General features: G+C 58.7%; 11 protein-coding genes. 5 read left to right on the top strand and 6 right to left on the bottom strand.

From position 1 onward, the window contains the following. Positions 1-54: 54 nt before the first annotated feature. From ACUNV4_RS00175 to ACUNV4_RS00155, 5 genes are all read right to left on the bottom strand, one after another. A complete protein-coding gene (locus ACUNV4_RS00175) occupies positions 55-474 on the bottom strand; it encodes a response regulator (protein WP_430876458.1) in 420 nt (139 codons plus the stop codon). Further along, the gene (locus ACUNV4_RS00170) at positions 471-1,934 is read right to left on the bottom strand and encodes a PAS domain-containing sensor histidine kinase (protein WP_430876457.1); all 1,464 of its coding nucleotides are present in this window, start codon (positions 1,932-1,934) and stop codon (positions 471-473) included. Before ACUNV4_RS00170 ends, ACUNV4_RS00175 begins: the two co-directional genes overlap by 4 nt. Before the next feature lie 524 nt (positions 1,935-2,458). Further along, a complete protein-coding gene (locus tag ACUNV4_RS00165; RefSeq protein WP_430876456.1) occupies positions 2,459-3,544 on the bottom strand; it encodes an SHOCT domain-containing protein in 1,086 nt (361 codons plus the stop codon). A 71-nt stretch (positions 3,545-3,615) separates the two neighbouring features. Further along, entirely contained in the window at positions 3,616-6,102 is a 2,487-nt protein-coding gene (locus ACUNV4_RS00160; protein ID WP_430876455.1) for a CotH kinase family protein, read from the bottom strand. A 468-nt stretch (positions 6,103-6,570) separates the two neighbouring features. Then, on the bottom strand, positions 6,571-6,978 hold the full coding sequence (locus ACUNV4_RS00155; protein WP_430876454.1) for a RidA family protein: 408 nt from the start codon (positions 6,976-6,978) through the stop codon (positions 6,571-6,573). Positions 6,979-7,082: 104 nt separating this feature from the next. Here ACUNV4_RS00155 and ACUNV4_RS00150 point away from each other — a divergent pair, with 104 nt between their 5' ends. Beyond that, positions 7,083-8,036 carry a LysR family transcriptional regulator gene (locus ACUNV4_RS00150; protein WP_430876453.1) on the top strand — a complete coding sequence of 318 codons (954 nt, stop codon included), beginning with the start codon at positions 7,083-7,085 and terminating at the stop codon, positions 8,034-8,036. Positions 8,037-8,168: 132 nt separating this feature from the next. After that, positions 8,169-8,501 (top strand): antibiotic biosynthesis monooxygenase, encoded by a 333-nt coding sequence (locus tag ACUNV4_RS00145; protein WP_430876452.1) that lies wholly within the window; start codon positions 8,169-8,171, stop codon positions 8,499-8,501. Between the two features lie 214 nt (positions 8,502-8,715). Here ACUNV4_RS00145 and ACUNV4_RS00140 read toward each other — a convergent pair whose 3' ends face one another. Continuing rightward, positions 8,716-9,756: an L-idonate 5-dehydrogenase gene (locus tag ACUNV4_RS00140; protein ID WP_430876451.1), complete on the bottom strand. Its 1,041-nt coding sequence runs from the start codon at positions 9,754-9,756 to the stop codon at positions 8,716-8,718. Positions 9,757-9,980: 224 nt separating this feature from the next. Here ACUNV4_RS00140 and ACUNV4_RS00135 point away from each other — a divergent pair, with 224 nt between their 5' ends. From ACUNV4_RS00135 to ACUNV4_RS00125, 3 genes are all read left to right on the top strand, one after another. Continuing rightward, on the top strand, positions 9,981-10,754 hold the full coding sequence (locus ACUNV4_RS00135; RefSeq protein ID WP_430876450.1) for an SDR family oxidoreductase: 774 nt from the start codon (positions 9,981-9,983) through the stop codon (positions 10,752-10,754). A 31-nt stretch (positions 10,755-10,785) separates the two neighbouring features. After that, positions 10,786-11,670, top strand: a complete 885-nt coding sequence (locus tag ACUNV4_RS00130) for an NAD(P)-dependent oxidoreductase (RefSeq protein WP_430876449.1) — start codon at positions 10,786-10,788, stop codon at positions 11,668-11,670. 235 nt (positions 11,671-11,905) lie between these two features. Continuing rightward, positions 11,906-14,026: a hypothetical protein gene (locus ACUNV4_RS00125; RefSeq protein WP_430876448.1), complete on the top strand. Its 2,121-nt coding sequence runs from the start codon at positions 11,906-11,908 to the stop codon at positions 14,024-14,026. The last annotated feature ends 19 nt before the right edge of the window (positions 14,027-14,045 follow it).

Raw genomic sequence — 14,045 nt, 5'->3', positions numbered from 1 at the left:
ACCAGGAGAGCGGCCGACTGACATTTCCCGGCAAGGAGGCCGGAGACAGCGGTGTCAAGCGGCACAACAGGCGCGATATATCTGCTCCATGCGCTCCACGCTGTCATTGCGCATGGGCTTGGCCAGGTAACCCTTGATGATCGACAGCTCCTTGGCACGTTCCTGATCTCTGATATTGAGCGATGAGGTATACATCAGAATCAGTGTATTGTCGGGTCGACCACTCTCACGGACAAGCAGTGATAACTCTTCTATCGTCTGGAAGCCGTCTCTGCCCGGCATGTTGATATCCATCAGAATCAGCAGCGGCAGGTTTCCGGTGTAGACCGACGCGACTCCATTGCTGAACTCGTCCAGAAACCTGTCGCCACTGGAAAATTCGATCAACTCCTCGAATTTCCCGGATCTGGCCAATCGTCGCTTCACCAGATAGCGATCCGCTTCTCCGTCATCAACAATCGCGACAGGAATCATGATGCCCTCCTGACATCCTGAAGAGGCAGACTTACGCTGAATGTGGTTTTCACACCCGGCGTACTGTCCACGGAAATACTGCCTTGCAATCGATCGACGTGTTTCTTCACCAGCGCCAGTCCGAGACCATGATCGCTGCGCTCATCGATTCGGCTGAACAGCTCGAATACCTTTGACTGACTGTCTGTGGGTATCCCGATGCCGTTATCGAGCACATCGATGATGATGCTCTCGTCAGTTGCCTGTGAGCTGACTTCGATGATGTGCTGCGACTTGTCCTGGTCCACATAGCGCACGGCATTGGACAACAGGTTCTCGAGAATGACGTGCAAGGTATTCTTCTCCAGAAAAACGGTATTGTCATGATTGATGGAAACCACAAGCCTGGCAGAGACATCCCGATTACCGGTCAGATCCTCCCAGATGTCGTTTACCATCGATTCCAGATCGATCTGTTCAGCGCTGATCGGGCTGCGTTCGACCCGAGCGATTTCCAGAACCCCCTCTACCTTTTCGGCACTTCGCATACCAATCATGAGCGTTCTGTTCAGAACCTCGCGCACACTGTCCAGATCGCCCTCCTCAAGATCTTCCAGACAGAGTTCCAGCAGACCGGTGATGGTCGTCAGCGGTGCTTTCAGATCGTGACTGGCGCTGTAGGCAAACTGCATCAACTCCTCGTTGAGCGATGCCAGCTCCCGGTGTTTCTCTGCCATGGCATTCTCGGCATCCACCCGCTCGCTCAAGTCGATGATGGTACTGACCACCATCTTGCCGTCGTGTGTATCGACGGGTGTCAACGCAATCTCCACAGGAATCTTGCGACCCGTTCGATGCAGGGCGAACAGCGTTCGCTCCTTGGCCATGGGCCGGGGTTTGCTGGCACGCATGAATCCATTACGGTAAACCGGGTGCGCCTGCTTGATGTCATCAGGTACCAGTTGCTCGATGGGTGAATTCAGTAACTGGGATTCATCGTGGCCGAACAACTGCAAGGCCGCCTTGTTGACGAAAACGATGCGCCCTTCATCATTGACCATGATCATGGCGCTCGCCGCCGCATCCATGGCCAGGTTCATGCGCTGCTCATGCAGTTTGCGCTGGCGTATATCCAGAGCCACCACGAGCGCACATAACGAGCCATCGACCATGACCGTATCCAGACCCAACTCCAGCGGAATGGTCTTCCCCGTTCGGGTGACGCCATTCAGATCACGTCCCTGCCCCATGTTGCGTTTGACGGGGTAAGTGAAATACGCGCCGCGCAGTCCGGGGTGGTGTTGTCTGATCGCCTCGGGGACGAGGATTTCCACCTTCTTGCCAATCAGTTCGCCATGCTCGTATTCGAACAATTCGCTCATCAGTTGATTGGTCAGCAATATATCGCCGGCTTCCGAAACGAGCAGCATGGGCACAGGAGAGACCTCGAAAGCAAACTCGTATTGATAGAACTGATGCATTCCGCTCCTCTCGGTCGAAGGTCTTCTGAGAACTTGCCATGCCGGCGGCCTATCTAGCGGCGGAGGAACCCGTCAAGAAAAGTTCTCTTGCCGAGAAATTGCAACTGCTTGCAATTTTGTCGACTGTCACTCGGTAGCATTCGACTCCGAGAAATTCTCCACGAAAATGCAGTCCGGCAACTCATGCAGCCGAGCACGGGATCCATGCGGAGGAATGGGATTGAGTCAAGGAAGGGCTGGTGCGGCTCGGGGCTCGGGGCTCGGGGCTCTGCGGCTCTGCGGCTCTGGGGCATTGAGCCTGCGACTGGCCATGGTCAGTTCTATCGACTGGCGCTCATTTCCAGTGTGAACCGGTAGCGATCTGACCGATAGGCAATGACGGCGTATTCGATGATTCTGTTGCTGGCATTGCAGGAACGGCGTTTTGCAAGACTGTCGCCTCATCACTGAAGCGCGACGGTGACTGGTGGAACGAAGTCGAGACAGAGCGAGTCAGGAAACTGGTGGCGGCCACGCGTCAGGCATCAGATCCTCGCTAACAACTCGCGCTTCTTGGCACTGAATTCTTCATCGTTGAGAATGCCGGCACCGTGCAACTGTGCCAGTTTTTCAATCAGGGCCAGGATGTCACTGCCCGGCCCCGGATGGGTTCCGCCATTGGCAGCTTGCGCGCCACCTTGATCCGCCGGTGACGATGTGGACGCACCGCCGCCGCCACTGATAGTCGGTGTTTCCACGTCAGCTGCAGCGGAGGCTGAGGCTGACGTGGAAGCTGCCTGCTGGCTTCTATCCGATTCGGCATTCGCGGCCTGCTGACCCGTGATCTGTACAGCTGGATGATCCTGCAGGCTTGGCATCTTGGCGGCACTCTGACTTGTCGACGGCCGTGTCTCCGGGGTGGCAGGCGTCTGCGAGGAGGTCGTAGCAGATTCCGGTCCGGAATCGGAATCGGCATTTTCGCCTTCTGCTTCCGCCATCACCGAGACCACCGGCAGACCATCCACTGAAATCGTGCCCAACTGACTACTGAATGTCAGGGAGTTGCTGCCACCCTGCTGTTGGCTGACGCCACCAATGCGATGACCTCGCGTGTCGTATACGGTCACCTTGCCATCGACATCCACGGCCAATCGATCGGAAAATACGGCGTAGCGACTGTTGTTCTGACTGCCGCTGCTCAGCGGACTTCCCAGGCCGTCGGGCCACCACTGGGCATGCGAGGAACCCTTCTCTGCCGATGTGACCGTGAAGACCTGTGTATGGGTCAGCAGCTCGCTCAGGTCGTTGCATAGCCTGTCGACCGTGGACTTGAGAGTGCTGTTGAACATGTCTCCCACCATGGTCATGCCGCCACGCATCCACTGGCCCGACCCACCCAGCTCCGGGCAGTTGAACTGAGCCATGGTGCCAGCGCCATTGTTGACGGCTACCAGCATGTGCTCGACCGTCTCCGGGCTGAGCTGATAGCGAGCGGCCATGTCAGCTACGGCTTTGCGCCCTTCCTGAGTAAACTGTTGCACACGGAACCTCACTTGAATGATGCCTGACAGCCAATGGGGGCGGGCTTCGATCTTGACCGCACCATCGGGGAGCACTCCGGTGGCAACCACCGGATCAGCTCCAGTCTAATGGATTCAGCAAACAGTACGCTCTCAGGGAAATTATGAGCTATTCCCGTTGGTCACGGCACGCTGAAGCGACGCACCCCGATGTACAGCTGTCCACCCTCGCTCAGTCGGTTATTGGCCACCTGATACAGCTCAGGGTCTGAGGTGCGTGCCAGCACCCGGTAGTACCAGGTGCCCCCCGGCAGGGCGTTCTGACTGATGGAGGATTCCACCCTGTCCGGGCTGTCAGCTATTCCACTGGTATCGACAACGATCGTGCTTGCGGAAAAGTCCGGTGTGGACGCTACCTGCAAGTCATACGTGATCGGTGTTCCGGTCACCTCGAAGGCCGGATTCCACCAGAACGTGATCGTGCCGCCACCCTGGATCGGGTTCTTCAGATAATGCGACAGCGGCATGCTCGGTGAACGCCGGATCTGCTGCAGATTACTGTTCACGATGCCCGGTAACGAGGCGACCCTGGCATCCCAGACACCCATGTTCTCAGCGCCACGGATACCGCCAATCTGGCTGACATCAGGCTCACTACCGATGATGGGCCTCACCAGGGGGCTGTAGGCGTCTGTCAATGAGCGTATGGTAGCCGGCGTCAGATAATCCTGATACAGCTCTTCTGCGGCAGCCATCAGAGTCTGGTGCATGCCCGGCATCTGCAGGTATCGGGAAACGAAGAGGTTGTCCGTGTAGCGCGCATAACCCCAGTAGAGGCGGTTGCGCAAGGTGGCAGCGTCGAAGCCCTGGGAAAGCTGCGGCTCGGTACGAAACGAGCCATCGTAATCCCACGGCAGGAAATAGAATTTCTCTGTGCCCAGCGGGTTGTACAGAAAATAGTTCTGCGTCACCGCATCCTGCTGCCCCAACAGAAGATTGACCGTGAGCCAGGTGAGAACGTTGTTGCGATTGAAATAACGATCCAGCACCGACTCGAAGGACTGCTGAGGATCATGCAGCGCCGCCAGCATTTCCACCACCTTGCTGTGATCATCACCTCGCTCGATCTCCAGACGGCTGTTGAAGCGTGCCTCGTCCACCGGTTCTCCATTGGCATCCACCGCCATCTCGCCCAGGTCGGACGAGGAGAACAGGAAGAAATTTGCCTTGTAGATGTTGTCATCCCGGTTACGGCCGCGATTGATCAGATACTCTTTCTTCACAGCCTCCACATGCGTGTACAGTCCCTGGTCGATCGGGCCAGCCCCGTCATCGATCCAGAGATTGACGAACTGGGTGCGCAGGCTGGGCAGATGCGGGATCGTGGACATCAGGTCGAAGCTCAGCTTGTTCAATATGCGGCTCTGGTCGTAGGGGTGCTTGTTCAATTGCACCCGCTCCTCATTGCGCCACAGCTCCGTATCACCCGTCAGACGTACCCGGAAGGACTTCTGTGGGGCCGCGCGTGACGAGGCACCACGCTGTCGCAGTCCGGCATTGCTGAAAAGCCCGTCATCGGGAAAGTCCTCGGCTATGAACTTGACCGGAATATCCACGGTGAAATCGTCATCTCCGTCGATATCGGCCAACACATCATCCAGTGTGCAGCCGCTATCGTCGTCGGGGGTACAGACACCCGGCGTGGTACGGGTCGCTACATCCATTCGCAGCACGCTGACTGTCTCATAGCCGTCCTGCTGGTAGAACGCGGCCGGGTCCGTGATATCGCTGGGGTGCGGCACGAACACCGAGCCCCCCGGAGGAGGCGTGGACTCCGAAACCTCGAAATCACGTCGAACGGCCCACCAGTTTCGGTTGTTCTGCTGGTCCACGGCGCTGGCGTAGAAACGGTAGCTCCCGGCGGGAAGGTTCAGGGAGACCGACCAATCGGCACGACCATCTGCATACGAAGTCAGATTGGCGTCGCGCAGGACGCGCTCGGATTCGACATTGCCGTTGTCATCCACATAGGCGGATACGGACAGATCCTTGATGACATAAAAGACCTGCGCCACACCCGAGCCGTTGCCGTCGTCAGCCAGACCACTGAATACCTGGCCACTGTCCGACAAGACTTCGACACCTGCCGCTGGCTGAAGCAGAGACAAGGCGGGAGGCGTTTCGTCGACCACAACGTCGTCTACCACCGAGAATGTGGTCCGCACGGCCCAGACAAGCGAATTGCCGGCGATATCACGCACACGTGCGTAAAAACGATATTGGCCCTCCGGCAATGTCATTGGATCCGACGACCAGACGCCCGCATCCTGATTGTCCAGTGACAGCTCTGCCGTGCGCAGAACGCGCGGAGACTCCACGGCCCCGGTGGGGCTGATGAATTCACCGGTGCTCAGATCCTTCAACAGGTATCTGACGTCTCGCACGCCCGAGCCGCCAGTATCGGTGACCGACCCCGAGAACGTGAAATCCCGCTGGAGAGTGGCGTTGTCCCCCGATGGCGATTCAAGCAACAGAACCGGCGCCTCGGTATCCTGCGATTGCGCGTGAGCCAGAGAGGCCAGCAGCAACAGGCAGACACTGACGGAGAATCGCAGCAAGCTGCCAGAGCCTGAACGGCGGATGAGGTGCTTTCGGTAATGGCTCGACATGCAATTTCCTTATGGCGATGATGGATACGGGGCTGCAAAATCAGGACTCGGTGTTCCCGATCGTACGTACAGTTCGATCTGAATACCAGCCGGATCGCTGAAAACACAGAGGACTGACTTCCTCATGCTCTCAGGAAGTCACGCTGATACGCGATGATTCCAGATACGCACAGGCCAGGTCAAGCTCCCGCTGAACGCCTTGACGAATCGGAGGTGGTATTCGTCAGAGCCGGAGTAGCATTATGATGGTGTAGTGGCCGAAAGGCGACGCCATTGCCATGGGCAATTCCTGCGTCCATGTGCACTGAGTTGCAGTATCGAATGTCAGGAAGAAATCTGCTTCATCGGGAAATTGCTTGCATGTGGTGCCATGCCATACCATGCCGTGCCGTGCCGTGCCGTGCCGTGCCGTGCCGTGCCATGCCGTGCCGTGCCAACGACCACTGCCGACACTCCCAAGCGCCAGACTCAGCCTGGCATTTGCACCACCATCTCGATTTCAACCAGCAGTTCCGGCGCAGCAAGAGCGGCGACACCCACCCCGGTCAGGCTTGGCTGGGTACCGTCGAGAAAGGCAGCTATCATCGGCATGGCCACGTCCAGAGACTGCGACGTCAGGTCCACCATGTAGATACGCATCTGCGCGATATTGCAGGGGGCAGCATCTATCGCACTCAGCGCCGACTGCAGGTTTTCCAGGACCACTGACATCTGCCCATTCAGGGTATCCGGCACTGCACTGCCATCGGCGGGCCAGGCAACCTGACCTGAAACGAATGCCAGGCGATTGGCATCAGCGATGGAAATCTGTGAATAGCCCACCGTACCGGCATCCGGCATGGTGGTCGGGTTCAGGCGAGCTGGAGTTGCTGACATGTCGTGCTCCTTTCCTTTTTCGGTGATAGCCGTACTATATGTCCCCGCAATGACGAACAGAATTCGCCTCAGTATCGATACTGAGTCTACAAAGGGACGACAGTATGGCCGGCTCGAAAGTGAACGATATTCTGGTATTTCTGGCCGTGGTGGAGGCCGGCAATTTCGTGGCAGCTGGCAAGGCCTTTGGCCTGTCGCGCTCGACCGCTGGCAAATCCATCACTCGGCTCGAGGACAGCTACGGCGTCAGGTTGCTGAATCGAACCACTCGCACGCTCAATCTGACGGAGGAAGGGCGCAAGCTGTACGAACACGGGCAAACGATTCGCTCGGCCATTGAAGCGGCAGACGCCAGCATCAAGGGTGAACCCGGTGCGCCGAGTGGCATGCTTCGGATTGCGGCACCCGACGCTCTGGGACGCAAGCTCTTTCTGCCGATCGTCCAGCAGTATCTGATCAAATGGCCGGAGGTCAGAATCGAGATGAGTTTCTCCGACAACATGAGTCGCCTGGTGGAGGATGGATTCGACTTGGCCATTCGTGTTGGCATGAGTACACCTGACAACGGTCTGGTCGCGCGCACTGTACTCACTGAGGAGCCATGGCTATGCGCTGCACCGGCCTATTTCCAGCATCGTGCGCGCCCTGCATCGGTAGAGCAACTCGACTCGCACGACCTGATCCAGTTTTCCAGTGGCGGCGAGCGACAAGGCTGGAGCCTCACTGACGAGCACGATATTCCGCTCAGTGCCCGGGGACGTGTGCGCCTGAGAATGGACAGCGCCGAGGCTTTGCGGGAGGCCGCGCTGGCAGAGTTCGGGATCGTCATGCTACCAAGGCTTCTCGTTGAAGAGGACATCACCGCAGGTCGCCTGGAGCGTGTATTACCGCAAGTGCGTGGCGAACACATCCCCATCCTGGTGCTCTATCCGCACAAGCGCCTGCTTGAACCGCGGGTCCGGCACTTCATCGATCTGATGGTCGAGCAACTGGGCCAGCGGCGCGGTACGCTTGGTCAGCAGACGACGGGCGAAAGACGAAAGACGATTTCGAAGTAGCAAACGATCGCAGCGAGCGCTGACAGTACGGACGCTTTCCCGGCACTGACAGTACAGACGCTTCTCCGGCACTGACACCTGTACGGCTGATTGCGCTACTCTCGCCCAGCACTCAACCAGAAACAGCAAGCCATGTTCATACGATGCGCATTTTTCAAAGGCAAGGCAAAGGAAGGACGACAGCAAGAGTTCGATGACTACATCGACTCGGTGCTGGTCCCTACCTGGGCCGCGTTTCCCGGGGCGCAGGAAGTTCGCGTGCTGCGTGAAGTGGAGAGTGACAACCCGGACATTCCGCTGGAGCTGGTCATTTCCATCCGCTTCGAATCCCGCGAAGCCATCGAGAAAGCCCTGGCCTCACCGGAGCGTTTCGAAAGTCGGGAGAAGTCTCAAGCACTGATTGCCATGTTCGACGGCGAAGTCTTTCACACCGTGTTCAAGGCAAATCAGGTGCTGTCGGTTTAGGTCGCTATCGTCAGTTCCGCTTCCCCTGTCGGAAGCGGACACCCACGGAAGGTTGGACCACGCCACTACCCCGCTTTGGTACGGCATTTCCGCGATGCTGCAGGTCCGGCCCCAGATGTCTCGGGACGCCGAAGGCCGACACAGCCGAGACATAAAACAGGCAGTCGGCGCCCATCCAGTGATCGAGTACCCCAGCAGCGGTCTTCGCCGAGAGTTACGACACCGCCCGGAAATCGATCTGCGTCTTCATGGCGCAGCTTCGATCGGAGGCAAGTTCGAAACCGGACTCGGCCTCTGCCAACGGCACGGTCTGCGTGATCAGCGGTTTGACATCGATCAAACCCTTGCGCATCAACTCCACCCCCATGAAGAACTCTTCGTGAAAGCGGAAGGAGCCTCGGAACTGCAGCTCCTTGGCCGTCATGGTCTGTACCGGCACCTGCATGTCGCCACCCAGCCCCAGTTGCACGATGACCCCACGTGGACGCATGGCATTGATGCCGCCTGCCAGCGCCGGGGCGGCACCGGTGCATTCGAACAGCACGTCGAAGTAGCCCTTGTCCGCTTCGTAGGCCTTCAGATCATCGGCCGACGTGCCCATGTTGATGACACGATCGGCACCGTTGCTGGCGGCCATCTGCAGGGTGAAGTCCGTCAGGTCGGTAGCAACGATCTCGGCAGCGCCGGCGCGACGGGCAGCCAGGATGCACAACAGGCCGATGGGCCCACAGCCGGTAACCAGCACTCGCTTGCCCAGCATCTCGCCAGCGTGGCGGGTGGCATGCAGGCAGACCGCCAGAGGCTCTGCCATGGCCGCTTCCCCGGCCGTCAGTCCGGTGGCGTCAGCGCACTGCTCGACATCAGCCACCAGGTACTCGCTGAACGCCCCCTGGATATGCGGGAAAGGCATGGCCGAGCCGTAGAAGCGCATGTTCAGACATTGATTGCGCAAACCCTCTACACAGAAGCGACAGTTGCCGCAGGGCCGGGACGGCGATACCGCGACGAGCTGACCAGTGGACAGACTCTCGACACCCTCACCCAGGGATTCGATATGGCCGGCCACTTCATGACCGAGCACCATCGGCTCTTTGAGACGTACCGCACCAAAGCCACCGTGATTGTAGTAATGCAGATCCGACCCGCAGATGCCACCTGCCGACAAGCGCACAAGCACCTGACCGGGACCGGGCTGAGGAATGTCCTGCTCTTCGATGCGCAGATCCTTGGGGGCGTGGATGACGATGCTTTTCATGATTGGGTGTGCTGGTGACAGTGGGCGACGGCGCAGAGAGGAAGCGTTGGGCTGGTCATGCCAGTGCTGCACTCGACTCGCGCCGACTGCACTTGGATGCTCATGCGCGCAGCAGGCGACCGAATCGTGTCAGGTCGAGGAATGACATAGTCCTTGATATTTTATGTTAACGATAACATACTCAATTCTTCCCAGTTTGTCCAACCCCCAACGAAGAGAATTCAATGACGCAAGGAACGGAATTATTCAGCCTTTCGGGTCGCCGCGCCCTCGTGACAGGCTCCAGTCAAGGCATCGGTTTCGCACTGGCCCGCGGTCTGGCTGAAGCCGGTGCATCCCTGGTGCTGAACGGTCGGGACGAGTCCAAGCTCGAAGCTGCCGCCGCTTCCTTGCGTGAGGAAGGTCATGCGGTGGACACCCTGGTATTCGATGCCACGGACCATGACACCGTACGCCAGTCTGTCGATGACTTCGAAGCCGCTACCGGCGCCATCGACATCCTGATCAACAATGCCGGCATGCAGCACCGAACGCCACTGGAAGACTTTCCGGCCGACGCCTTCGAGAAACTGCTGCAGACCAATATCGCCAGTGTGTTCCACGTCGGTCAGGCCTGTGCCCGTCACATGATCGCGCGCGGCCAGGGCAAGATCATCAATATCGCCAGTGTGCAAAGCTCACTCGCCCGCCCTTCCATAGCTCCCTATACCGCCACCAAGGGAGCCGTGGTGAATCTGACCAAGGGCATGGCCACCGACTGGGCCGCTCACGGACTGCAATGCAATGCCATTGCCCCGGGCTATTTCGATACTCCCTTGAATGCCGCCCTTGTCAGCGATGAGGATTTCTCCGCCTGGCTGGCCAAGCGCACACCGGCGGGTCGCTGGGGATTGGTGAAGGAACTGGTTGGCGCGGCAATCTTTCTCTCCTCCGAGGCCTCCAGCTTCGTCAACGGCCATACGCTGTATGTGGACGGCGGCATCACCGCCTCACTCTGATTAAAAGCGGCACAACCAGGAGACAGACCACATGGGACTCAATGTAGCCTTGATCGGTGCCGGTGCCATGGGCGGCGCCATCGGCACACGCCTGTGCGAGACCGGGCACCAGCTCACCGTGTTCGATCTGGATGCAGACAAAGTTGCCGATCTGGTCGCCAAAGGCGCTCAGGCGGCATCCACGGCCAGCGACGCAGCGGCGCAGTCGGACTTTGTCATCACCAGCCTGAATTCGGCGAAGATCGTTGAACTGGCCGTTTTCGGCAAGGACGGCGTTGCCAGCGGAGCCAGGCCCGGCACCCTGATCATCGACATGTCCTCTATCGATCCGGAGACCACGCGGCAACTGGCTGCCAAGGCGACCGAAGCCGGCCTGCGATGGGTGGACAGTCCACTATCCGGCGGCGCACCCAAAGCGCTGATTGGCGAACTGACCCTGATGGCGGGTGGCGAGGCGCAGGACGTGGAAGATGCTCACACCCTGCTGAAGGACGTCTCCGCCCAGTTCACACACATGGGCCCGTCAGGTTCAGGCCAGGCCACCAAGCTGATCAACCAGGTGCTGTGCGCCATCCAGTTTCTGGGCGTGGCCGAAGCCACTGCACTGGCCGAGGACGCTGGTGTGGATGTGGCGAAGATTCCGCAAGCCCTCAAGGGCGGTCGAGCCGACAGCGCCCTGCTGCAGGAATACATGCCGCGCTTCGCCACCCGCGATTATCGGCGTACCGGGCGAATCGACAACATGGTGAAGGACTTGAACGGAGCACAGGATCTGGCTCGCTCCACCAATACAAGCATGCCCCTGACGGCCGTGAGCGCCGAGGTGCATCGCTTGTTGACCCGTATTGGTCTGGGTGGTGAGGATCAGGCGGCGTTGATGGAGTATTTTTCGAGATCGGGGCAAAGCGAATCCTGACAACGGATGTTCACCGTTCCTCCGATGCGTTCAAGGTCGGATCATCGGCCAGCCAATCCTGGCGCAAGACGCGAAAGACATTCACCAGCTGTTCGATGACATCAGTGTCGGTCACGTTCGCAGAGAAACGATATCGGCTCGCAAGAAGCGTGCGACACCTTCAAGCCGATTGCCTGAATGCTGGAAGCAGTTTAGCATTCAGCCTGCCAGCTCAGTATTCGTCAGGATGCGACGAATGACAGACAGCGAACACCCGGTTCTGGACAAGGATTTCTACACCATGCGCATTGCACCAATCACGCTTCTGCTGCCTACGCCTCTACTGTTGTTGTCACTGCTTTCAGCCTGTGGCGGCGGTGGCAGCGGCGGCCCGATTCAGCCTGCCAACGATGGACAGAGCACGGCTACCGGTGAAAACCCATACCCCAATCTATCACTCAATGGCACTGTGACAGGACGCGTCTTCGAGACCGATGACGCCCGCTACATCGACCTGGAAACCGGGGAGATGGTGCGCCTGCCGGTCTCTGCGGTCTACCCCAGCCACGATGGCCAATACCTGGTTGAACACCGCGAAAGCGCCAGATTCATGCCGGATGGCGGTTGCCTGGATTTTGCCAAATGGTTTGACCGCATCAGCATCCGTGACTCCGTCACTGGTCGTGTCACCGACGAATTCGAGCTGTCCGAATCTGTCTACGGTCCTGTCAGGCTCTCACCTGACGGACAGACACTGGCCCTCGTCTGGGACAAATCGCACGTCTGTTACGACACCGATGCAGCGCTGACCATTTTCTCGCCAGAAGGCGAAGAAATAGTCAGAGCATCGGATACAGTCGGCTCCTATGACTGGCTGCCGGATAACCGCCTTGTATTCACGGTGGGTCAGAAGATCGGCATGGAGGTGGAACGCAACAGCTTCCGGTACAGAACGGTAGTCGACATGAGTGATGTACCCGGCTATCCCAGCCGCCTCGATGTCAGCCCGGATGGCAGTCAGATCCTGTTCGAGATGGTCACGCGAACGAGTCTTTGGCTGGCGGGTGTTCACTATCGAGACGCTACCGTGTGGGCTGTCGACGTGGACGGTACGAACCTGCGACAGGTTGCCACCAGCAGTCGAGAAGACGATCCAGACAGTGATTACGACGATCCGCAAGTGAACATGCCGGTCTGGTCTCCGGATGGTCAGTCCATACTGCTGACCGAGGGCTTCACCAGCGGTGGTGCCGTCTGGGTGGACTACAACTACATGGCCAATGTCTTGCCGATCATCGGCGACTCACTCACCTATGTGCTGCCTGCCGACGCGGTCGCTCAAACACTGCCTCCCGCACAGTACACTGCTGATGGCGCGCGCCCCTTGCTCTCTCTGGGCAGTGGCAGCCGCGTGGGTGCCGTCACCGTAGATCCACTCTCCCCGGTGATGTGGGCACCGGCCTACCCCCAGCCGGAGGTCACCAGCGGCTCCCTGCCTGCACTCGATGGCCGTCCCAATCGAGGCCTGCCCGGATCGATGGCCTTCCTGGCAGATAACGATGATGGCACGGTATCACTGGTGTCGGTAGAGCTTGCCACATCGACGCCCCGCACATTGACCACCATCGAGGACAGTGAGCTGGAAATCTCCTCCTACACCGCTGTTGCAGCGGACAATTCCCGCTCGGCGTATTATGTCTACGACTATGGTGACGACTCGCTACGTGTGTATGACAGCGCTGGCGACATGGTCAGGGATGTGGCGCTGATCACCGGCCGCTACGACTACACCCCGGAATCCGCTTTCCATTTTTCACCGGTGAACAATGACCTGATTGCCTGGGTTCATGATGATGGTGATTTCGGAACGGGTGTCATCGTGCTGAACCTGGCAACCATGGCCTTCGTCGCCCGATGGGAAGATCTGGATTACGACGCGATAGCCTGGACAGCCGAGGGCGATCTGCTGTTGTTCGATGAAGGCCGCGCTTACAAGTCCATAGTGGATGGCGCGACGTCGGCAGACTTTGCACCGCTGCAGAATCTGTTCGACTTCGGAGAAGCCATTTCACTGCCTGCCGTGAGTCCGGTCAACGGGGATGTGGCTTTCTCCGCCGGCGGCCAGCTGTTCGTCATCTCCCAGGATGGACAGAATCCGCGTCGTGTCATTGCCCCCAGCGATGGCAGCTCCGCCCGTCCCGTGTGGTCTCCCGATGGCAACTTCATCAGCGTCGAGCATCGGGGCAACAATTACTTCGTGGCAGCCGATGCACAGAACGTCAGACTCTATGAAGACCATCGCAGCATGGGCGGATTTCAGTTGGGCGAAGGCAGTACCTATAGCCAGCCGGACGATTCACGGCGCTTGAGCTGGTAAGGGAAGCGGCGTTGGGCGG

It is taken from the genome of Granulosicoccus sp. 3-233, from assembly GCF_052681095.1.
The sequence above is the reverse complement of the archived record's forward strand: the minus strand, read 5'-3'. Positions and strand labels throughout refer to the sequence as shown.

Coding starts and splice junctions, on each gene's coding strand:
- ACUNV4_RS00175 (WP_430876458.1), bottom strand. CDS start 474: ATGATTCCTGTCGCGATTGTTGATGACGGAGAAGCGGATCGCTATCTG.
- ACUNV4_RS00170 (WP_430876457.1), bottom strand. CDS start 1,934: ATGCATCAGTTCTATCAATACGAGTTTGCTTTCGAGGTCTCTCCTGTG.
- ACUNV4_RS00160 (WP_430876455.1), bottom strand. CDS start 6,102: ATGTCGAGCCATTACCGAAAGCACCTCATCCGCCGTTCAGGCTCTGGC.
- ACUNV4_RS00155 (WP_430876454.1), bottom strand. CDS start 6,978: ATGTCAGCAACTCCAGCTCGCCTGAACCCGACCACCATGCCGGATGCC.
- ACUNV4_RS00150 (WP_430876453.1), top strand. CDS start 7,083: ATGGCCGGCTCGAAAGTGAACGATATTCTGGTATTTCTGGCCGTGGTG.
- ACUNV4_RS00145 (WP_430876452.1), top strand. CDS start 8,169: ATGTTCATACGATGCGCATTTTTCAAAGGCAAGGCAAAGGAAGGACGA.
- ACUNV4_RS00140 (WP_430876451.1), bottom strand. CDS start 9,756: ATGAAAAGCATCGTCATCCACGCCCCCAAGGATCTGCGCATCGAAGAG.
- ACUNV4_RS00135 (WP_430876450.1), top strand. CDS start 9,981: ATGACGCAAGGAACGGAATTATTCAGCCTTTCGGGTCGCCGCGCCCTC.
- ACUNV4_RS00130 (WP_430876449.1), top strand. CDS start 10,786: ATGGGACTCAATGTAGCCTTGATCGGTGCCGGTGCCATGGGCGGCGCC.
- ACUNV4_RS00125 (WP_430876448.1), top strand. CDS start 11,906: ATGACAGACAGCGAACACCCGGTTCTGGACAAGGATTTCTACACCATG.